Origin of the sequence: Flavobacterium hibisci (assembly GCF_020026925.1) — a bacterium.
Taxonomy (GTDB): Bacteria; Bacteroidota; Bacteroidia; order Flavobacteriales; family Flavobacteriaceae; genus Flavobacterium; species Flavobacterium hibisci.
Window position 1 is genome coordinate 310,706 of the sequence record NZ_JAIQDW010000001.1, and the last position, 21,523, is coordinate 332,228.

23 protein-coding genes, 1 tRNA gene and 1 pseudogene are annotated in these 21,523 nt (G+C 33.4%); 22 read left to right on the forward strand and 3 right to left on the reverse strand.

All coding sequences use genetic code 11. The features are described from left to right. Positions 1–2 precede the first annotated feature (2 nt). Positions 3–1,154 carry a cysteine desulfurase family protein gene (locus K8B81_RS01050; RefSeq protein WP_115887076.1) on the reverse strand — a complete coding sequence of 384 codons (1,152 nt, stop codon included), beginning with the start codon at positions 1,152–1,154 and terminating at the stop codon, positions 3–5. Between the two features lie 255 nt (positions 1,155–1,409). After that, on the reverse strand, positions 1,410–3,089 hold the full coding sequence (locus K8B81_RS01055) for a helix-turn-helix domain-containing protein (protein WP_115887348.1): 1,680 nt from the start codon (positions 3,087–3,089) through the stop codon (positions 1,410–1,412). Between the two features lie 338 nt (positions 3,090–3,427). Here K8B81_RS01055 and K8B81_RS01060 point away from each other — a divergent pair, with 338 nt between their 5' ends. The 22 genes and pseudogenes from K8B81_RS01060 (at position 3,428) to K8B81_RS01160 (ending at position 21,077) form a co-directional block, all read left to right on the forward strand. Next, positions 3,428–4,120 (forward strand): hypothetical protein, encoded by a 693-nt coding sequence (locus K8B81_RS01060; RefSeq protein ID WP_115887077.1) that lies wholly within the window; start codon positions 3,428–3,430, stop codon positions 4,118–4,120. Between the two features lie 315 nt (positions 4,121–4,435). Then, on the forward strand, positions 4,436–5,332 hold the full coding sequence (locus tag K8B81_RS01065; protein WP_115887078.1) for a helix-turn-helix domain-containing protein: 897 nt from the start codon (positions 4,436–4,438) through the stop codon (positions 5,330–5,332). Positions 5,333–5,356: 24 nt separating this feature from the next. Next, positions 5,357–6,550 carry a hypothetical protein gene (locus K8B81_RS01070; RefSeq protein WP_115887079.1) on the forward strand — a complete coding sequence of 398 codons (1,194 nt, stop codon included), beginning with the start codon at positions 5,357–5,359 and terminating at the stop codon, positions 6,548–6,550. Between the two features lie 124 nt (positions 6,551–6,674). Continuing rightward, complete coding sequence (locus tag K8B81_RS01075; protein ID WP_115887080.1) at positions 6,675–6,869, forward strand: YqaE/Pmp3 family membrane protein; 195 nt, start codon at positions 6,675–6,677, stop codon at positions 6,867–6,869. Positions 6,870–7,103: 234 nt separating this feature from the next. After that, complete coding sequence (locus K8B81_RS01080; RefSeq protein ID WP_115887081.1) at positions 7,104–7,577, forward strand: hypothetical protein; 474 nt, start codon at positions 7,104–7,106, stop codon at positions 7,575–7,577. A gap of 129 nt (positions 7,578–7,706) precedes the next feature. Then, positions 7,707–8,045: a DUF4134 domain-containing protein gene (locus tag K8B81_RS01085; protein WP_115887349.1), complete on the forward strand. Its 339-nt coding sequence runs from the start codon at positions 7,707–7,709 to the stop codon at positions 8,043–8,045. A 12-nt stretch (positions 8,046–8,057) separates the two neighbouring features. Then, complete coding sequence (locus K8B81_RS01090) at positions 8,058–8,372, forward strand: DUF4133 domain-containing protein (protein ID WP_115887082.1); 315 nt, start codon at positions 8,058–8,060, stop codon at positions 8,370–8,372. Positions 8,373–8,405: 33 nt separating this feature from the next. Next, on the forward strand, positions 8,406–10,874 hold the full coding sequence (locus K8B81_RS01095; RefSeq protein ID WP_115887083.1) for a TraG family conjugative transposon ATPase: 2,469 nt from the start codon (positions 8,406–8,408) through the stop codon (positions 10,872–10,874). A gap of 12 nt (positions 10,875–10,886) precedes the next feature. Next, on the forward strand, positions 10,887–11,570 hold the full coding sequence (locus K8B81_RS01100; protein ID WP_115887350.1) for a conjugal transfer protein TraI: 684 nt from the start codon (positions 10,887–10,889) through the stop codon (positions 11,568–11,570). Positions 11,571–11,584: 14 nt separating this feature from the next. Beyond that, positions 11,585–12,205 carry a hypothetical protein gene (locus K8B81_RS01105; protein WP_115887084.1) on the forward strand — a complete coding sequence of 207 codons (621 nt, stop codon included), beginning with the start codon at positions 11,585–11,587 and terminating at the stop codon, positions 12,203–12,205. Between the two features lie 4 nt (positions 12,206–12,209). Continuing rightward, the gene (locus K8B81_RS01110) at positions 12,210–12,845 is read left to right on the forward strand and encodes a TerB family tellurite resistance protein (protein WP_115887351.1); all 636 of its coding nucleotides are present in this window, start codon (positions 12,210–12,212) and stop codon (positions 12,843–12,845) included. A 52-nt stretch (positions 12,846–12,897) separates the two neighbouring features. Then, positions 12,898–14,052, forward strand: a complete 1,155-nt coding sequence (gene traJ, locus K8B81_RS01115) for a conjugative transposon protein TraJ (protein WP_115887352.1) — start codon at positions 12,898–12,900, stop codon at positions 14,050–14,052. Between the two features lie 28 nt (positions 14,053–14,080). Beyond that, on the forward strand, positions 14,081–14,689 hold the full coding sequence (gene traK / locus K8B81_RS01120) for a conjugative transposon protein TraK (protein ID WP_223678196.1): 609 nt from the start codon (positions 14,081–14,083) through the stop codon (positions 14,687–14,689). Positions 14,690–14,695: 6 nt separating this feature from the next. After that, entirely contained in the window at positions 14,696–14,962 is a 267-nt protein-coding gene (locus tag K8B81_RS01125; RefSeq protein WP_115887086.1) for a hypothetical protein, read from the forward strand. Positions 14,963–14,966: 4 nt separating this feature from the next. After that, a complete protein-coding gene (locus K8B81_RS21035) occupies positions 14,967–15,122 on the forward strand; it encodes a hypothetical protein (RefSeq protein ID WP_317196944.1) in 156 nt (51 codons plus the stop codon). A gap of 12 nt (positions 15,123–15,134) precedes the next feature. Beyond that, positions 15,135–16,241, forward strand: a pseudogene (traM, locus tag K8B81_RS01130) (conjugative transposon protein TraM); the annotation flags it as partial. A 15-nt stretch (positions 16,242–16,256) separates the two neighbouring features. Then, positions 16,257–17,105: a conjugative transposon protein TraN gene (gene traN, locus K8B81_RS01135; protein ID WP_115887088.1), complete on the forward strand. Its 849-nt coding sequence runs from the start codon at positions 16,257–16,259 to the stop codon at positions 17,103–17,105. A 28-nt stretch (positions 17,106–17,133) separates the two neighbouring features. Then, complete coding sequence (locus tag K8B81_RS01140; protein WP_115887089.1) at positions 17,134–17,937, forward strand: hypothetical protein; 804 nt, start codon at positions 17,134–17,136, stop codon at positions 17,935–17,937. A gap of 28 nt (positions 17,938–17,965) precedes the next feature. Next, the gene (locus K8B81_RS01145; RefSeq protein WP_115887090.1) at positions 17,966–19,009 is read left to right on the forward strand and encodes a hypothetical protein; all 1,044 of its coding nucleotides are present in this window, start codon (positions 17,966–17,968) and stop codon (positions 19,007–19,009) included. Positions 19,010–19,019: 10 nt separating this feature from the next. Further along, on the forward strand, positions 19,020–19,301 hold the full coding sequence (locus K8B81_RS01150) for a hypothetical protein (RefSeq protein WP_223678197.1): 282 nt from the start codon (positions 19,020–19,022) through the stop codon (positions 19,299–19,301). Between the two features lie 64 nt (positions 19,302–19,365). Continuing rightward, positions 19,366–19,530 (forward strand): hypothetical protein, encoded by a 165-nt coding sequence (locus K8B81_RS01155; protein WP_167443804.1) that lies wholly within the window; start codon positions 19,366–19,368, stop codon positions 19,528–19,530. Then, positions 19,527–21,077 (forward strand): recombinase family protein, encoded by a 1,551-nt coding sequence (locus tag K8B81_RS01160; RefSeq protein ID WP_115887092.1) that lies wholly within the window; start codon positions 19,527–19,529, stop codon positions 21,075–21,077. The genes K8B81_RS01155 and K8B81_RS01160 overlap by 4 nt, the downstream gene beginning before the upstream one ends. On the opposite strand, the gene K8B81_RS01165 is transcribed toward K8B81_RS01160, so the two are convergent. Continuing rightward, a tRNA-Arg gene (locus K8B81_RS01165) sits at positions 21,043–21,116 on the reverse strand. The two genes, K8B81_RS01160 and K8B81_RS01165, sit on opposite strands and share 35 nt — an antisense overlap. Positions 21,117–21,523: the final 407 nt, after the last annotated feature.

Consider the following 21,523-nt stretch of genomic DNA (forward strand, 5'->3'; position numbering starts at 1 on the left):
AATTAATTTGCTAATTGGATTAAAGTTTCTTTAATACTACTAATAACAGTCAATATTTCTTGCTCAGTGTTTTTATTGCTCAGACTAAATCTGATAGCAGAGAATGCATCTGTATCATTTAGGCCCATTGCTAATAAAACATGTGAGGGTTCAAATAAAGCAGAGGTACAAGCTGAACCGTTACTTACTGCTATTGTTTGATATCTATCTATAAACATGTTGGCATCAAAATTTGGAAAACAGGCATTTATAGTATTATAGAGACGATGCTCTTTACTACCATTAATAAAGACACCTCTGATGTTAAGTAATTCTATTTCCAGAATATCCCTCAATGATTTAATATAAGTGGTATTCTCTGTCATTTCTAGAGATGCAATTTCACATGCTTTAGCAAAACCAACAATTGCTGGAACGTTCAGAGTACCACTTCTAAGCCCACGCTCATGTCCTCCGCCATGTTGTATAGGGAAAATCTGTCTTGGTGAAACTGTTTCTTGATTAATATATAATGCTCCTATTCCCTTCGGGCCATAAAATTTATGCGCAGAAAAACATAATAAGTCTATATGATTAAATTCAGTAATGTTAATTGGTAATTTACCAACTGCCTGAGTAGCATCAGTCATTAACAATACTTTCTTAGAATTAGTAATTGTACTAATTTCCTTAATTGGTTGTATAACTCCGGTTTCATTATTTACCCACATGATACAAACTAACAGTGTATCTTGCCTAATTGAAAGAATAAGATTCTCAATATCTATTAATCCATTGGGATTGACGGGAAGATATTCAATTTCAAACCCAACAGTTTCTAAAAATTTACAAGTGTCTAAAACTGCCTTATGTTCAGTTTGCAAGGTTATTATATGTCTTTTAGAATTATTGGGATCTAATGCGATTCCTTTTAATGCAATATTTATACTTTCTGTGGCACCTGAAGTAAAAATAATTTCTTTCGGATCGCTATTGATCAAAGATGAAACTATTTCTCTGGAATTTTCTACAATTTTTTTTGCTGCAAGTCCAAAATGGTGTGTACTTGATGCGTTTCCATAATTATTTTTAAAATAGGGGTACATCGCCTCAATAACGCGATCATCAATAGCAGTTGTTGAATTATTATCAAGATATATTAATTCGTTATTCATTTTAAGTATATAAATTTTGTTTCTAAATTAACTAAATTATTTAGAAAAGTCCGAAGTGTTTTTATATTTTCTAAAAAAATATTAGTTTTTTATTTACAAAATATTAGTTTATTAGTTAGGCAAATAATATTCGGAATAATTTTCAATTCATTATGTTCAGTTTGGCAAATTAGGGTACTATAAAACTCGGTACATAAAGTATGAAAAGACTAATAATGGATTAATTTTTAGTACAATGAAATTTTGAGTTTAAACTTATCCCTTTCTTTTAATCTGTTCAATAAAAAAAAATGTGGGCATTCCAGTTTTACTTTTAAAAGCTTTTACAAATCTTTGCGTACTGCTAAAGCCGACTTCTGCCGCTAAAGCTTTATTCGTATAGTTTCGTACAAGTTTATCATTATAAAGTAAAGACATGACATAATCTATTTTGAGATCATTGATATATTCAGTAAATCCCTTTTCTTTGTAATGACGGATAATTGAGGAAAGATAAGTTGGATTGGATTTAAATGCAGCAGACAATTTTGAAAGACTCCAGTCCTTTTCTAAAAATTTCTTATCTATTTCAAATTTTTCCAGCTGATTAAGTATAAGTGAGACAGTTTCAGGATTTATATCTGATAATACTGGTTTTTCAATTTTTTGCCTTTGTTTAGTTTTATTCTCTGACGCAGAAATCTGTAACATCTGCTCATCAAATTTTTGACGATATATTTTTCGGTTCTTATAATATCTATACGTCAAGACAACAAAAGACAAGAAAAGGAGGGAAGTGAAACCGGTTAAAACTGAATACTTAAAATTTTTACTTACCAGCTCATTTTTCAAACTTTGCTTCTCAAACATTAATTCCTGGGTATTGTATTCCTTGTTGATTTTTCCAACCAAATATTTGAAAGTCTCATTAAGTACTTTATCGGCCTTAAGTAATTGATCAATGTAATATAATTGCAAATCCCGATTTTCTTGATTTTTGTAATATTTAATAAGAACCTCGTACATTTCCCTTTGATCAGTACGCAGATAGCCTCTCGCATTAAACAGTTGATCCACTTTTTCAAAGTAAGGAAGAGCTTTTTCATATTGTCTGACTTCCCAATAGCTTTTTCCAATATAAAAGTAGCCTACTGATTCATTTCCAAAATCTTTTTTTTCTTTTAATTCTTCAATTGAAGATTCAATGCTTTTAATTGCAGATGCATAATTTTTTTGAAAGAAGTCGTTGATACCCTGAGAGTGGATAAAATAAACTTCCATTTCCCTAATATCCAATTTCTCGCATTCAACGAGTCCCAAAGCATTTGTTTGGGAGCATAATCCATAATTTCCGAGTCTGTTATAACACAGTCCCAAGGAATGCAGAGAGTTTAAGTAAGCCCTTGAATTTTCACTTTTAAAATAGAAAGTACATTCTCTAAGCAATGAAATTGCTTCGTCATAATAACCAAGATAGTACTTTACCAGAGCAATATGATACTTGAGTTTGTAAATAAGGTATTTGTCAGTTGTCTGTGATATGTAACTGTCAGCAGTAATAAAGTTGTCAAGTGCATTATTTTGCTTCTTAAGTAAATAATAGACTATTCCTTTTGACAAGTAAGCGGATCCGATTAATGCCTTATCGTTTGTTTTTTTCGCAGTATATATCATACTGTCGGCATAAATTAACCTCATACTATGAGGAGATTCATGAAGAAGATTCTGATATCCATTAATAATTTCCTTATAATTTTTTTCAAATTTTGCCTTTCGGAGATATTCAAACATATAGACTGACGACCTGGCGCTATCATTTCGAAGTTCATATATTTTGTCATCAAGATATTCATAACTCTTTCTTTTTAAGGAGTCAGGATGTTTTTGAAAATTTTTCTGTGCTTCACACCATGAGAAAACGCAGATTAATACTAACAGGAAATGTTTTTTACTCATAATATCAAGGAGTTTGGGGACTGAATTTCTCAATAAAGTTACCGCCAACTGTCCATCGGAGCTGTACTAATAAATTTACAAAAGATTAACTCAAAAATAATATAAACATTTGAATTTTAGTGAGTTATTTATGAAAAAACGAGTATGGATTTATTGAAAATCCATACTGTATTTACGGTAAATCCATACCCAAACGGTTGTGAGAGACTTTTCAAGGAGATAGATTTGCTTCGAATTCAATAGCGAAAATGTTTGGCATGGTGCCGAATTAAAGTTCCGCTTATCCGGATGAAATGAACTGGGAAGTAATTCTCATTCACATTCATACACCCATTACAATGAAAAATCTATTATTATGCACTGTATTAGTATGGTTCTTTAATTCATGTTCTACAGATTCAGAATTTAATCAATCTGAATTCACTTCAAACGCAGAATCCAAATCTAAAGTCGCTTCAGCGTTTCCAATGAACTCAGCTAATCCTTTCGATTATAAAGGCAAGAGGTATTACGATGAACTCCGTAATTATTACCAAAATAATTCAACTCCAAATTCGGCCGCAGAACTTCGGGACCAAATTAGATTTATGTCAAATAAAATGGGAAAGGCGCATAATTCCTATAAAAATATAATTTTATTTAATAACACTATTGTAGATTCTATAATGGCTGACCCTGACAATATGTTAATTTTTATTGTAGAGAATAGTCAATTAGCATCAACTGCAAAATCCAGTCTTACGATTTTTTTACAAGGCCTATTGTCAAAACGAGGATTAGAATTTACGATTGTTTATGATTACGTAGTTGCATATGAGGACTCTATTCTCGATAGTAACAGCCTTACTGAAGATGAAAAGGACACAATTCTAACAGTCACATCTATTTCTCGATACTCGCTTTACTCTGCATCTGAAAGAAAAGACAGGGATTGGGAGTCATCAGCGGGGAACAAAAATGTCAAGCCCCTATTTTCCGCAGATGAAATCGCTGTTATTTCTATAATTGCACTGCTAAAAAACATTATCTAAAATTTATTCCGATTAATCTTGATCTCTTTTGAAATGAAACCACGTACTATTCTTTATCTACTATTGGTCATTTTTAATCTTGTGAGCCTTTATTTCATCATATCATTATTCAGTTATGATGAAATAGTGGGCTACATTATTACGGGTGGGAGAAAAAGCAGTGACCCTAGAAAATTGGCGTATCTGTTATTTATTACTTGCCTGTTGAACCTTTATTTTTTGTCATTCATAATGATCGAAAATTCCTTTAAGGATAAGATCTAATCTACATACAAGATCATTATTCTTTTCCATAATTAGCTTAACTATGATATTATGATGAAGGATTTGATAAATATTGAAATGAAGAATTTGCCTATTTCTGGACTTGATGTACATATTATTAAAAAGTACATTGTAAAAACTGCGGCAGATGATTCCTTTCTCGTAAATAATTACTCAATTATATTGATAAAGTCTGGACAATTTAAAATACGTCTTAGTGATTTTACACAGGAATTGCTGCCACATGATTTGTTGGTAATCCCAAAAAATTCGTTCTGCACTATTATGGAAGTCAAAGGGAGACTGCAGTTACTGCTTCTCTCTTTTACCTCAGACTTTGCTTTTGAAAACTGCTTAAAAAAAGAATTAGTTGATTCATTTAATTTTCTCCTTGGTGAACCTTCGTCAAAAATAGCCCTTGGTGATAAAGATTTTTTGGTATTGTCATTAATTTACAAACTAATCTGCTTTGTTAATAAAGATGCAGTAGGCAATGGACAGGACCTAGAACTGCAACGCATAAGTTTCAACCTTTTCTTATATGAGCTTAAATTTATTTTTAATAGATCAGATTTACAAACGCAGAACAGTTTTACCCGGCAGGAAGGTCTTACGATTAAGTTTCTGACTATTTTGACAATTCACTGTAAAAAGCAGCACAGTGCCAAGTTCTATGCAGGTGTGTTATTTGTTACAAGAGGTTATTTAAATCGAACTGTCAAACAAATAACAGGAAAGACCGTTAAAAGCCTCATAGATGTGGCAATTATAAATGAAATAAAGAATCTTCTTGAAAATTCACAATCATCCATTGCCGTCATTGGACAAGATTTTGAATTTAGTAATCTGGCGAACTTTAGTGCCTTTTTTAGAAAACACACTTCGCTTTCTCCTTCTGAATATCGTCAAAAGACTGTTGGGAGATTTAAAACGTCAGATTTTCGTTGACTAATTTAAATTAAAACTACTGTCATGATTACTATATATCCTTTAGAATGGATAGATTCATTGATATTGCTTACCCTAAATCCTAATAAATCAAATATCGGTAATCTGTCACAGAGTGATTTGGTTTTTATAACTGAGAATCTTTCTAGAGAATCTCATAAAATTCAAATCCAGATGAAAAATGAAATTTTTGCTCTGCAGAAAAAGAGGCAGATCCGTCTTCTGGTAAGAAAATATCATTCAACCTTAGTTTATCTCCTTGATAATATTATTGAAAATCAAAATAATGAAGCTCTCAAAGGCGGATTTTTTTTGCGTATCAGTGAATCTATAATAAATACATTGGACGATTTATTATATTTTATTGAAAATCGTTATCCTAACTATTTGAATCTTGATGAGCGTGTTCCTGTCCCATATTTATTAGTTTCAAGAAAGGAAATACTTTTAAAGATAGGAAGACTATCAAAGAAAAAGACAACTATCACTGATACCAACCAAGTTCTTCAGATCGTTATCGATGCTATAACTGTGTCAAATCAAATTAACGCAGGAAACAAAATTACATACAGAGAAGTATTATATCAAAAAGAGCTTTTAAAGAAATTGGAGATGCAACTGGCAAGTGAAAGCAAATCAAACTTTTATTCTGCCGTAGACGAGTTATTGATAGAAGTAAATTTTAATGACAGTTTTTATATTAGTCATTTTATTAAGAATATAGTGAATCGTCTTAAATGCCAGGAAACATTGGCTGATAAAATTGGTGAATTGTTATTCTGTTATAAAGAGTTCAGTCAATTATCCTCGAGCGAAAGAATAGCATTTGATCCTTCAAAGCAGAATATAAATTTTATGCTCGAAAATTGGTTTAAGCACGAAATAAAATATCTTGAAAGAAAAAAGCAACTTTCTGCAGAATTCGATGAAAACAATGCAGCCTCTGAATCAATGCAAATAGGAGAAGATAAAGTTGAATGTACGCTTTCAACTGATCAAATGGCATTGATTCTCAGAGCTGGTGATGAATCAAGAGTTTTGAAAGCTAAATCAATGAGTTTGGTTTTTAAAACTATAGTTCCATTTCTTTCGACTCCTTTCAAAAAGAATCTTTCTTATCAATCGGTAAGAAGTAAATCGTATAATGCTGAAGACAGGGATAAAGAAATTGCTATTCAAACCTTAAAAAAAATTATAGAAAAGATCAAGTCTTATTAATAGCCGCAAAACTTTTAGTATTAAACTTGAAAAGAAAATAGTTATGTTTTCGTAACGAAAACACTGAAAAGTTGTCTATTAATATACAATCACTTACTCAAAATCATCATCAAATAATATAATTATGATTCTAATTGCAATCTTACTACCGTGGCTCTCTTTTATATTAAGAGGCAAAATATTTACTGCTGTCATTTGCCTCATTTTGCAGATAACTTTAATTGGCTGGCTACCGGCAGCAATTTGGGCCGTAGTATCCCTTCAAAATGCTAGAGCTGATAGGCGAACCAATAAACTTATAAGAGCTATGAGGAGATAATCTTCCCCGCGGCACCACATTTTTAGTGAATCCATATTAGAAGTATTTAGTCTTCTAATATGGATTTTTGTTTTAATTCATTTGTAAAACCTAGGGGTACAATGGGGTACAAAAAAGTTGTACTTGTAGAGGCAGTATCGTAGTTGTTTCTTTGACCTTTAAAATAAATCATGTCAAACATTTTGAAGATTTATTTAGTAGAGAGATGAATGTTGAATAATAAATGATGATGCTATGTTTACAAATATTTCATGGAGCAGTTATTTAACTGTTTTAGGTGTGGTGGTCTTGATCTGGTATTTTATAATACTATTAAAGTTTTATTGGAAAGATCTTTTGAGTTTCTTTTCAGGAGAAAAGAAACTCAAGTTTGCTTCACTTAAAGGTATAACCAAAAAGAATGGTCAAGACGCTGAAGAGCATAAATCTTTGTCTTCGTCATTTTCAGAATCATTCGACACTTTGGAAGACGCTGAAGAACTTTCTGTCCGAATACTTCAGACTTTGGAAGAAAGTAATGAAAAGGACTTTTCAAAAGAGCACTTTCAAAATTATTTAAGAATGGTTCTCGAAGAATATCCGTATGTGAAGATTTCTTCACTGCGACAAAATATTAATAAACTAATGGTAACTGAATCTTCAAAATATCCAAATCTGCTTTTGACTTTAAGTGAAGCTGACAGCTTATGGGAAGGAACTGTTTTCTAGAATTCAGCGGAGGAATAATCCCTGTTCTCTCTGGTGCGGTATGGCTTTATGTGACAAGGAAATAGAGCTGCAACAGTGATATTCCTCTGCTTTTTAAATAAGTGTATTGAAAACTTTAAAATGATGGTTATGAAAAATTGTGGATGGAAATTAAAGGAATTAGATGAGGAAAAAGTATTGTCTTACAGCATACTTGTATTGTTGTTGGTATATGAAACAAAAATTTATGCCCAAGATGGTGTAGCCGGAATTAATGAAGCGAATCAAAAAGTGAGAAGCTATTTTGATGCAGGAACAGAATTAATGTATGCTGTAGGCGCAATACTGGGCTTAATAGGAGCAGTTAAGGTTTATCAGAAATGGAATGCAGGTGATCCGGATACCGGCAAAGTAGCAGCGGCGTGGTTTGGAAGTTGTGTCTTTCTAGTGGTAGTGGCAACAGTAATTAAATCCTTTTTCGGAGTTTAAACACAAGAACTAATGAGTAACAGTGTTTACCAGATCAACAAAGGAATTAATCAAAGTATAGAATTTAAAGGCTTAAAAGCTCAGTATATCTGGTATTTGGGAGGAGGTGTTGTATCTCTTATGATCATTTTTGCAATCCTTTATATCATTGGGCTTCCTTCGCTATTATGCGTTGGTCTCGTTGGGATTGCTGGTGCTTTTTTAGTTTTTAAAATATACAAAATGAGTAATCAGTATGGAGAATTCGGCATGATGAAGGCACTAGCCAAGAAGCAGATTCCAAAATGTATTAAAGTTTATAGTAGAGGTATTTTTTTAAAGATATAGCTATAGAACGTTAATAGTAAAAATGAAGAGGAGATGGACAAGAGGATGAAAGATTTACTGCCGATTATGGCAGTCGAGCATGACTGTATTTTGTCAAAGCATGGTGATGTTACGGTAGCATTCAGAGTAGAATTGCCTGATATTTTTACATTATCGGATCAGGAATATGAGGCTTTTCATCAGTCATGGATCAAGGCACTAAAGGTATTACCTAAGTTTTGTGTTTTTCACAAGCAGGATTGGTTTTTAGAAAAGAAATATAAAGCTGATTTCACAAGTGATGACAGTAGTTTTTTGACAAGAAGCAGTGAACGATTTTTTAATGAAAGACCTTTTCTGGAGCATTCCTGTTATATTATGCTTACCAAGAAACCGCAAGGAAGGAAGAATTCAAGTTCTTTATTTTCCAGTCTTATAAGAAATAAATTAGTTCCTGAGGAAACTCTGAATACACAGCTGTTGCAGGACTTTATTGACTGCACCGGACAGTTTAAGAGAATATTGGAAGACAGCGGTTTTGTTAAACTTATCCGATTGAAAAACAATTCACTCAGAAGTGAAAGCAGAAAAATTGGTCTTATTGAGCAGTACTGTTTCTTATCAGATAACGAAGATTCATTTATTTATAAAGACATTAAATTTGATGAAGGACTTGCAGTAGGAGACAAATACTGCCAGCTATTTACCCTCGGTGATGCGGCTGACCTTCCAGGCCTTTGTGGATCTAGAATTAATTTTGACCGATATTCAACTGATAAAACCAAATTCAGTGTAGGATTTGCATCAACTTTAGGGCAGCTTTTGTCGTGCAACCATATTTACAATCAGTACATTTTTATTGAAGATGCACAGAAAACTATACAAAAGCTGGAGAGTAAAAGATTAAGACTTCAATCACTGTCGGCTTACAGCAGGGAGAATATGATTGCCAGAGATGCCACTAATGATTTCCTGAATGAAGCTGTATCTCAGCAAAGACTTCCAGTAAAGGCACATTTTAATGTGCTGGCCTGGAGTACTCATAAAGAAGAACTGAAAGATATCAAAAGCAAAGTATCGTCAGCACTTGCTCAGATGGATTCAGCAGCCAAACAGGAAACGGTTGGAGCTCCACAGATTTATTGGGCTGGAATACCGGGGAATGAAGCGGATTTTCCAATGAATGATACTTTTGACACTTTCACAGAGCAGGCAGTATGTTTTCTAAACATGGAAACAGGTTACAGGTCTTCTTTAAGTCCAACGGGTATCAGACTTGGAGATCGATTAACGGGCAAACCCGTACATGTGGACATTAGCGATGAGCCTGTAAAAATGGGAATATGTACTAACAGGAATAAGTTTATACTAGGCCCTTCAGGAAGCGGTAAATCTTTTTTTACTAATCACATGGTAAGAAGTTATTATGAGCAGGGTACACATATAGTTCTTGTAGATGTTGGACACAGCTATAAAGGACTCTGTGATATGGTCGGCGGCTATTATTTTACTTATGATGAAAAGAGCCCAATCCGTTTTAATCCTTTCTATATTTCTGAAGGTGATAATCTGGATACTGAGAAAAAGGAAAGTATTAAAACGCTGCTTTTGGCTCTGTGGAAAAAAGATGACGAAACCTTTAACCGAAGTGAGTATGTGGCGCTTTCCAATGCTCTTCAGCTATATTATGAAAAGCTGGATAATGACTCTAGTATTTTTCCCTGTTTTGATAGCTTTTATGATTTTTTGAAAAATGATTTTGTAAAGATACTGGAAGACGATAGAGTCAAAGAAAAGGATTTTGATGTAAACAATTTTCTCTATGTACTCCGCCCATATTATAAAGGCGGTGAGTTTGAATATCTGCTTAATGCCACTGAGAATCTGGAACTTTTGAAAGAGCGTTTTATTGTATTCGAATTGGACAATATTAAAGATCATCCAATTTTATTTCCTGTAGTGACAATCATTATAATGGAAGTTTTCATAAGTAAAATGCGCAAACTAAAAGGTGTCCGCAAGATGATTTTGATCGAGGAAGCATGGAAAGCCATTGCCAAAGAAGGAATGTCCGAATATATTAAGTACTTATTTAAAACTGTTAGGAAGTTCTTTGGGGAAGCCATTGTAGTCACACAGGAGGTAGAAGATATCATTTCTTCACCAGTAGTAAAACAAGCCATTATAAATAACAGCGACTGCAAAATCCTATTGGACCAGAGCAAATATCAAAACAAGTTCGATCAGATACAGGAACTTCTGGGGCTTACAGATAAGGAAAAAGCTCTCGTACTTTCAGTTAATAAAGCCAATGATCCCGATAAAAAGTATAAAGAAGTATTTATTTCTCTGGGTGGAAGGCTTTCAAAGGTCTATAGGACAGAAGTTTCTTTGGAGGAATATCTGGCTTACACGACTGAGGAAAGCGAGAAGGTAAAAATGAACGCCTATGCTAAAAAGTTTGACGGTGACATAAAAAAAGGCATAGCTGCAATGGCGCAAGATTTAAGAGATGGAATTTAAATGAAAGAGAAAATGAAAGCAAAATTAATTACCTGCATGATATGTCTGCTACTCATTGGCAATCCTGCAAGATCTGCAAATAATACAGTGGCGTTGCCAATACTGGAGATCGTTAAAGCAGTTACTAAGAAAGTTATTAAAGCAATTGACCTCAGAATTCAAAAACTGCAAAATAAGACAATCTGGCTTCAGAATGCCCAGAAAAAAGTTGAAAATGTATTGTCTAAATTAAAACTGGATGAAATTTCTGATTGGACGAAAAAGCAGAAAGATTTATATCAAGGCTATTATGAAGAACTGGCAAAAGTAAAATCTATTATAACTTACTATCAGAGGATAAAGGATATTACAAAGAAGCAGACAAAACTGGTTGAGGAATATGAAAGAGCTTGGAATCTGTTCAAGCAGGATTCTCACTTTAAAGAAAGTGAAATTCAGTATATGGAACGCGTTTATTCCGGGATTCTAGAGGAGAGTGTCAAGAATATTGACCAGATTTTTTTAATTCTGGATTCTTTCTCAACGCAGATGAGTGATTTAAAAAGACTGGAGATAATAAATAAAGCTGCTGATCAAATCGATTCCAATTACGATGATTTGACACTTTTCAATCAACAGAATGTAATGCTTAGTCTTCAAAGAGCAAAAACTGAAGCGGAAGTAAATCAGGTCAAACAATTTTACGGAATTCCGTAATAAAAGTAAATATCATGAAAAAATTAATCATACTGCTTTTCACGGGATTTCTTTTAAATCAAGGAATTCACGCGCAGGCCAAGCAGAGAAAGGAGCTGTTGCTACAGATCGCTGCACTTCAGGTTTACATGGATTATGCTAAAAAAGGATATTCAGCTGTTTCCAAAGGTCTGAATTTCATTGGTGATGTGAAGAAAGGAGAAGTCAATCTTCATGGTAATTATTTCGCTTCACTTTTGAAAATTAATCCCAAAATAAAGAACTATTATAAAACAGCAGAGATTATCTCCTTGCAGTTTAAGATAATGAAAATGTATAAAAGGACTTATACTAAACTCAAGACTGATGATTTATTTCAGGGAAATGAGCTCGATTATATTGAGCGTTCTTTTGAAAGACTACTAGAAAGCTGCAATGAAACATTAGATCAGCTTCTGGTTCTTACTACTGATTCAGAACTGGAACTTAAAGATGACCAAAGGATAGAGCGTATAGATGATCTATATAAAACGATGGTTGGTAATTACGATTTCTGTTTGTTTTTTAGTAATGAAGCAAAGTTACTGTCATTGTCAAAATCTCATGAAAAAAGAAGTGCTGAATCCACACAAAGTATTTACGGACTTAAAAATTAACGCCATGAAAAAGATATTGATTTTAGTATTTCTGGTCTTTTTTGGATTTATCCCAAGCAGTATGAACGCACAGTCGGCAGAAATCCAGCAGTTGATCTTAAACATTGAAAAACTCTCGCAGTTCAAAAAGATTCTTAGCGATATGAAAAAGGGGTATGAACTGCTTTCGGGAGGTTACAAAACAGTTAAAGATATGTCCGAAGGCAACTTTAGTCTTCATAAAACATTTTTAGATGCCCTTATGCAGGTAAGTCCAACGGTCAAGAATTACAAAAGGGTAGGAGATATTGTAAACTATCAAATACTGCTGGTAAAAGAAAGTAAAAAAGGATTAAACAGGTTTTTGAAAAGTGAAAGTTTCAGCCAGCAGGAGATGAACTATTTTGAGAAAGTTTATGGAAACCTTTTGAACCAGAGTTTAAGAAACCTTGATGAACTCACTATGGTAATTACAGCTGATAAGTTAAGAATGTCAGACGATGAAAGGCTTCAAGCAATTGATAATATTTATATGGAGATGCAGGATAAACTTTTGTTTTTGAGAGACTTTAATAAATCATCAAGCATACTGGTACTGCAGAGAGCAAAGGAAAAGAAAGATGTATATGCTTCCAAAGAACTTCTTGATTTAAAAAATTAAAACGATGAACATATATAAATTTTTTAAAACAGTGCTTTTATTAACTGGTGCAATGATAGTACCCTTTGCTGCAAGTGCACAGGGACTCGGCGATAATATGCAGAGTATGCACTCGGTTTTAGATCAGCTTTATGATGAGATGATGCCCTTGTGCAGTAATCTTTTGGCTGTAGGGCAGGGGATAGCTGGTTTTGGGACAATTTGGTATATAGCTTCCCGAGTCTGGCGTCATATTGCAAATGCAGAACCTATTGACTTTTATCCGCTTTTCAGGCCTTTTGTTATTGGATTCTGTATTATGATTTTTCCATCTGTACTGGCACTTATTAATGGGGTAATGAAACCAACTGTTACAGCCACTGCTGCGATGGTGACAGGATCTAATAATGCTGTTGCAGTTCTTTTAAAGGAAAAAGAAAAGGCTATAAAAGAAACCGATCCATGGAAAATGTATGTTGGTTCCACAGGAACAGGAGATCGAGATAAATGGTATAAATATACTCATGATGAGGATCCTTCCGATGAGAGCATGCTTGCAGGTATAGGAAACGACGTAAAGTTTGCCATGGAAAAGGCCTCTTATAATTTCAGAAATTCTGTAAAAGAATGGATGAGTGAAGTACTGAGAGTATTGTTCGAGGCTGCCGCTCTGTGTATTGACACACTTAGGACTTTTCAATTGGTAGTACTCTCCATACTTGGCCCCCTTGTATTTGGCATAGCGGTCTTTGATGGATTTCAGCATACTCTCACCGTTTGGCTGGCAAGATATATTAATATTTATTTATGGCTGCCTGTTGCAAATATTTTTGGAAGCATCATCGGTAAAATTCAGGAGCTAATGCTGAAGCTGGATTTATCACAGGTAGAGTCGACGGGAGATACTTTCTTCAGCAGGACTGATATGTCATATCTCATTTTTATGATTATTGGTATCATCGGATATTTTACTGTCCCATCAGTAGCTAATTACATCGTTCACGCAGGTGGAGGCGGAGCCTTAGGGCAGAAAGTTACTGGCATTCTTAGCAGTACCACTAATTCAGTTATTACAAAAACCTCGCAAGGCGCTGGTATGGTAATGGACTCGATGGGAAATGCTGCAGGCCAAATGTCACAAAGCATGTCCTCATCAGCTGGTAATACTCCGTATTTTAAAGAGAAAGGAAATTACATGAATGATAAGCTTAAAGGAAATTCAGAGTAACCTAAAAAGATAAAAGATGTTTACTAAAATGAAAAATATAGATACTGCATTCCGATATGTGAGAGGATTTACAATGCTGGTAATTACAGGATGTATTATTATCTGCTGTTACACGCTTTATAAAAGCTTTGAGTCTGTAGCTCTGATGCAGGATAAGGTTTATATTCTTGCCAATGGGAAAGCTATGGAAGCATATGCATCAGATAGAAGAGATAATGTACCTGTGGAAGCAAGAGATCATGTAAAAACATTTCATAAATTTTTCTTTACCCTTGATCCTGATGATAAAGTAATTAAAACCAATGTTACAAAAGCTCTTTATCTGGCTGATGACAGTGCAAAGCGAATTTATGATGATCTAAAAGAGAATGGTTTCTATTCTGGAATCATTTCAGGAAATATAAGCCAGACAATCCAGATTGACAGTATAACTATAGATATCAAAGAATACCCGTACCGCTTTCAATGCTATGCCAAACAAAGCATAATAAGAACTACCAGTATCTTGAAAAGAAGCCTTATAACCCAAGGAAGCCTTCGTAATGTATCTAGGAGCGACAACAATCCACATGGTTTTTTAATCGAGAGATGGAATACCATCGAAAACAAAGATTTAACTGTTGAAAATAGAAAATAGACAGTTATGAAACAATTAATTAAAAAGCGAGAAGAGCCATTTATTTACAATAAGTATTACTTATCTGCACAAAATAAGTGGGTGCAAAAAATGGAATCTTTAACGGGCAGACTTTCTAAAAGAGCCATTATTTATCTGCTGGTTCTGTTTACTGTTTTGGAGGGAGGGTATTTTCTCTATAACATTTACGCGGCGTTCTCAAAGAAAAATTCTGAAATAAATAAAAACCCGGCAGCTATTTCAAAAATTAAAACAATCAATTTTAAAAAGTAATGTCATGGAGCAACAAATAATATCACTCAAAGAATCTAAAAGAAGAAAAATGCTTTTAGTTCTGCCTCTTATAATACTTCCTTTTATAACCATATTATTCTACATTTTAGGTGGTGGAAGAATGGAAGCAGAAACGGCCAAACGAGAAATCAAAAAATGATTTAACTTTAATCTTCCCATTCCTAAATTTAAAGAAGATTCATCACTGGATAAAATGAGTTACTACGACCAGGCAGCAGTCGATTCTATCAAATTGCAGGAACAAATTAAAAAAGACCCTAATTATTCCAATCAAAAAATATTTGAAGGATCAATAGATGATTTTAAAGATAAAGATTTAGGAAGAGGAACCAGTGCTTTTAACTCATCATCTTATCAAGATGCAAACGAACAGAAAGTTTATCAAAAACTTAAAGCACTTCAAAAAGTAATCAGCCAGCCTGCTGTACCTGATAATTATGGTCAGGATATGAGGGAGTTTGAAAACTATGGATCATCAAAAGGTGAATCAGATGCGATAAAAAACTTAGAGCATATGATGTCACAAATGGGCACTTCGCAAGAACCTGATCCAGAACTAAAACAACTTGGTGGTATGCTGGAAAACATTCTGGATATTCAGCATCCATCACGTGTACAGGAAAAGTTAAAGCAAGCTTCAGAGATAAACAAAGGAAAAGTTTTTACTGTTAATCGTAAAAAAGATGTAGATAATACCACTTCACTACAACAAAATATAGCATCTCCAAATCTTTTAAAATCAAACTCGTTTTATTCAATTGATGAAAATTTAGATTCTGAACCGCAGCAGAATTCAATCGAAGCAATAATACATGAGACACAAACTATTGTAAACGGCTCAATTATAAAATTAAGATTAAAAACTGACGTATTTCTTCAGGGCATACTTATTCCTAAGAACACTTTTTTGTATGGCATGGCATCTTTAAAAGGAGAACGGCTGGAGGTTAAAATAAATAATATCCAGTATCAAAATTCAATTTTCCCTGTTGAACTCTCAGTTTATGACTTAGATGGAATTGACGGGATCTATATTCCAGGAGCAATAAGCAGAGACGTAGCTAAGACCTCTGCGGACCGTTCTCTACAGACTTTAGGACTAAATGGTGTTACCGACTCCTGGGGAGCACAGGCTGCGGAGATGGGAATTGAAGCTGCCAAAAGCCTGATGAGCAAAAAGATTAAACTTATAAAAGTTGTGGTAAAGGCTGGATATCAGGTTTTACTCTATGATGAAAAACAAAAGAATTTGAAATAATTAAATCTTGAAAAAATGAAAAATAATAATTGGATGAATTTGGTCTGCCTGCTTTTAAGTGTATTGTCGGGCTATGCACAATTGATAAATAGAGATTTAGATTTCAATCAGGATCAGTTTAAAAACGTGCAGATTGCTTATTCTAAAACAACAAGCATAGTGTTTCCGTATTCGATAAAAAGTATAGATAAGGGCAGTCAGGATATTTTAATGCAAAAAGCAAAAGGAGTAGAAAATATTTTACTGCTGAAAGCGGCAAATCAGAATTTTATGCAGACCAATATTACTGTAGTTACAGCCGACAGTAGGTTATATGTCTTTGTTCTGAATTATGATGAGGTATGCCCGGATTTAAACATTAAGGCGGATAATAGTGCAATTGTAAATAACGATATTTTGTTTTCTCTCGATAATGAAAATCAAAAGAAAATTGAACAGTATTCTAAGCTTGCTTTATTTAAAAAGAAAAAAATAGGCGGTCTAAAGAGGTCAAGATTTGATATTAATCTTAGTGTGAACGGCATATTTATTCATCAGGATGTTCTTTACTTCAGACTTGTTTTAGGTAACGCTTCAAAGATAAATTACGATATAGACCAGCTTCGTTTTTTTATTCGGGATCAGAGAAAATCTAAGCGTACTGCTTCACAGGAAATAGAAATACTTCCGCTTTTTTCGACTTCCAACTCCATGCAGATTCCAGATAAATCTGAAGTGAATTTAGTCTATGCTTTATCAAAGTTTACTATCCCTGAGAAAAAGTACCTTACGATTCAACTTATTGAAAAGGATGGTGGCAGACAATTAGAAATAGACATCAAGAATAATGATCTAATTGATCTTGATGTTCTTAACAGCTTTTAAGAGAATAATAACTTTAAAATAATTTATCATGAATCAGAAAAATTTAGAATTCCTAAAAGATCAGTTGAAATATACTGGATTTGGAGAAACGTTCGATCAGGATCTGAAAGAAAAGATGTTAAAAGGAGAGACAGAGTTTAAGATTATAAAAGAAGGTGTTTATGGAAAAGATGCAATGACTGCCGAACTGAATTTTAAAAAATCCGACCAAAGTGATCTGTACTTTTTTAATTCTTATCATGTGAATCTTAAAAAAGAAGAATCAAAAGAAGGATTAGAACAGACTTTTTATATTAATAGCAACAGCAGTAATATTACCCTTAAAGAAGCTTATAATTTGATGGAAGGTCGTTCTGTAAATAAAGATCTTAAAACGAAGGAAGGTGAAGTGTATAATTCCTGGCTAAAAATTGACTTTAAGGAATCCGAGAGCAATGGAAACTTTAAAATAAATCATTACCATCAAAATTATGGGTACGATTTGGAAGCAAGTTTAGCAAAACATTCTATAAAGGAACTTGAAACACCTAAATACAAAGAAGATCTTTTAAATTCACTTAAAAAAGGTAATCTTCAGTCCGTAACTTTTGTTGTTAGTGGAGTAGAAAGCAAACAGTATGTAGAGGCAAATCCACAATTTAAAACTGTAAATGTTTACGACGATAATTTACAAAGGATTAATCATCGCGAGAGCAAGGACCAAAAGCAGGCGGAATCAAAAGAAAAGTCAGCTTCGAAAGAACAATCCCAGAAGCAGGATAGTGATGATGAAACTGATCAGAGGGAAAAGAAAACTGCTGCCCATAAAAGAAAGGCAGGTAAATCTGTATAGAAATTCTTAACCTCTAAAGTTTAAAATTATGAATAATGAGGTTCATACAAATAGACTGGAGTCAGAGATTGCTGGGTGGAATTCAAAAGAAGACCGACTGAAGAAACTTTTTAAATCAAGTTCATCGTTAGAAAATTCTCTATTAAAAGAGAAACTAAGGTTCTATGAAAGTATTTTATTGAAGTACAAGAATACAAATCAATTAGATGAACGTACTGCATTGCAGATTATAAGAAACGAACGAAACACTTTAATTAAGAAAATTTATCCGGACAGGTTTCGACAGTATTTCTATAAACTACTGAGCAAATTTGTTGTAGAAAGAATCAATGCTCAAAAAGAAAGCAGAGAGGAGCTAAAAAGCAATCAGTTGCTTGCAGATAATCTGGAACGTGCTGGTTTTAAAGATGCATACAATAAAGTTGATAGGTATATGAGGCTGGGGCAGGATAAATTTACTGTTCCAATATCTTATTATCTTAATGAGCACGACCAGATGAATCATTCTCTTCATTTTATAAAAAATGAGCAGGGACATTATGATTTTAAAGGTTTTAACTCTAATCTCCATCATCAGAATGCTAATAACGAGAATAGGCAATACTATTTTAATGTTGACGAGGTAAAAGCTTTTAATTCAGAGCAGGCTTACGAATTACTATCAGGTAGAGCAGTTTTAACAGCAGGGACTTGGAAACAATTAGACTTTAATCAAAAAGGAGTTGATAGTAATTATCAATTAAAAGAATTTCATGAATCATATGGCTTCAACATTGAAAAAAGTGTATCTGAATTATTTCTGAAGACTTCGGATCAATCGGAAATCAATTCTTTAATAGATTCTCTTAAAGAAGGCAGAAGAGAAGCAGTGACTTTAACCAAAGAAGGAAAGGAATGTAAGGTCTATATCGAAGCTAATCCTCAAAATAAGTGTCTGAATATTTACAATGAAAATTTAAGGAAGGTAACAATTGAAAGTTTGTTTAGAGTTAAAAGGGACGTCCCTTTGAAATTACAATCAAGTTTAAAAAGTCAAGATAACAAAGTCAAAAGTAAATGCAGAAAAATATAAAATAAAGGCTATGGAAAATCTGAAAAGCTTACTGGACTTCTTTTCTGCAATTGAAAATGATTTTCGAATTAGTTCCACTCATATTGCAATTTATGCCGCACTGCTAAAGTATAGAGTTGAAAAAGGTTTTGTGAATCCTATACAGGTCTATAGACATGAAATAACTCCTTTGGCAAAAATTTCTTCAGCTTACACTTATCATAAATGTATTCAGGAATTGAGTAGTTATGGATATATAAAGTACGAGCGGTCGTTTAAGAAAACACAAGGGAGTAAGATTTATTTTTTTTGAGTAATGTATTAATAAAAAACTAAAGCCCTTATAAGGGCTTTTTTTATATAAAATATTTTTAGAGATGGAAGATGAAGAGGAAAACACAAGAGGGAAAATAACCCCAGAGAAAGCTATGAATATGTTAAACTCTGAGGGTATGAATGTTACAATCGAAGAAGCAACTGAAATTTTGCTATTTTTACGAAAAATGGCTCATGTAGCCGTATCTAAATTTTTGGAGTCATGAGTATTATAGCAGATTTATACATACGTGTAAGCACGGACGAACAAGCAGAAAAAGGTTATTCGCAAAGAAATCAGGAAGAAGTTTTAAGGAAATATTGCTCAATAAATTATATTGAAGTGCGTAACGTTATTTATGAGGATCATTCCGCTAAGACATTTAATAGACCACAATGGAATAAACTTTTACTGAATCTGAAAAAACAGAAAAACACAACTGATCTGGTCTTGTTTACCAAATGGGATCGTTTCAGCAGAAACGCCGGAGATGCCTATCAGATGATAAGTTTACTAAGAAAGTTAGGTGTAGAGCCTCAAGCGATTGAGCAACCTCTTGATTTGGCAATTCCAGAAAATAAAATGATGCTGGCTTTTTACTTAGCGGCTCCTGAAGTTGAAAACGATCGTAGGGCTTTAAATACCTTTCATGGAATGAGAAGGGCGAAAAAAGAAGGTAGATATATGGGTATTGCACCGTTTGGATATGCTAATAAATCCAAAGAAGACGGAAGTAAATATATTGCACTTGTAGAACCTGCCGCTTCTGTTATGCGCTGGATATTTGAAGAATTGGCTAAAGGAATATTCAATACAGAGCAAATATATCATATGGCTTGCAGAAGAGGATTTAAAAGAACTAAAAATAACATGTGGGGCCTAATAAGAAATCCTGTTTATTGTGGTAAAATATTTATACCAAAATATAAAGATGAAGAAAGCAGATTTGTTACAGGGCAGCATGAGCCACTTATTTCTGAAGGCCTTTTTTATAATGTACAAGATATCTTAGATGGAAAATCACGCCTTTACAGACCTAAAATTAAAACTGTCGTTGATTTCCCGTTAAGAGGCTTTTTTATCTGTCCAAAGTGCCAAAAGAAGCTGCAAGGAAGTAAATGTAAAGGAAGACACAAATACTATCATTATTACCACTGTGAAGCGCAATGTAAGTTTAGAATTAACTCTGAAATCGCTAATGAACTTTTTATTGAAGATCTCAGTAAGTATCAGCCAATAGCTGAAGTTAAGAAATTATACAGCTCGATTTTATATGAAACACATCGTGATCTCGCAAATAATGCCGGCGAACAGAAAAGAAGACTTGTAGAACAGATAAAAGATTATGAACTCAGATTAAGCAATGCAAGAGATCTTCTTCTTACATCAAAAATTGAAGCTGATGATTATAAGCTAATGAAAGATGACTATGGTGCACGAATTGCAAACCTTGAACGTGAGCTATCAACAGTCACTAAAGATAAGCATAGTATTGAAGAGCTACTGGTAAAGGGGGTTGACAACCTTATCAAACTTAGTGATTCATATTTGAAAAGGGATTTATCTGATGCAAGAAGCCTAATTGGTTTAGTTTACCCCGAAAATTTTACAATTCACGAAAATAAAGTACAAACCGCTAGAGTGAACAAAATAGTGGAGTCTATTTACCTCATTAATAAACAGTTAAAAGCAAAAAAAAACGGGACAAAAGATGATTTTTATCTTTTGTCCCGAGAAGTGACCTCGACTGGATTCAAACCAGTAACCTTCTGAGCCGTAATCAGATGCGCTATTCAGTTGCGCCACGAGGCCTAATGTTTCTCAGTAAGCTTATTTTTTTGCTGCTTTGATGAGCGTTGTTTGCGGGTGCAAATATAGGGATAAATGTTAGATATACAAGCAAAAAAACACACAAAAATAAAAAAAAATGAACTTATAAAATTATATATTTGATATTCAGGGATTTCCTAAATAAGGAATTTTATCCTCTGGTTAGAGAATATTGTCTTAGAGTTTTACCAAATTCTTTAAGTGAACAGAAAATTGATTTTCTTAACGAAAGAGTTATGATAAAAGCATATCCCATATTTACTGCTATTAACTATTACTCGTTGGGTGAAATAGAATAAAATAGCTTCATTCAAGAATTAAAATCTAATTTGATCTGCAAAAATCCTTTAAAATCTGCGTGAAATACTTTTGCATATTAATTTTTCACG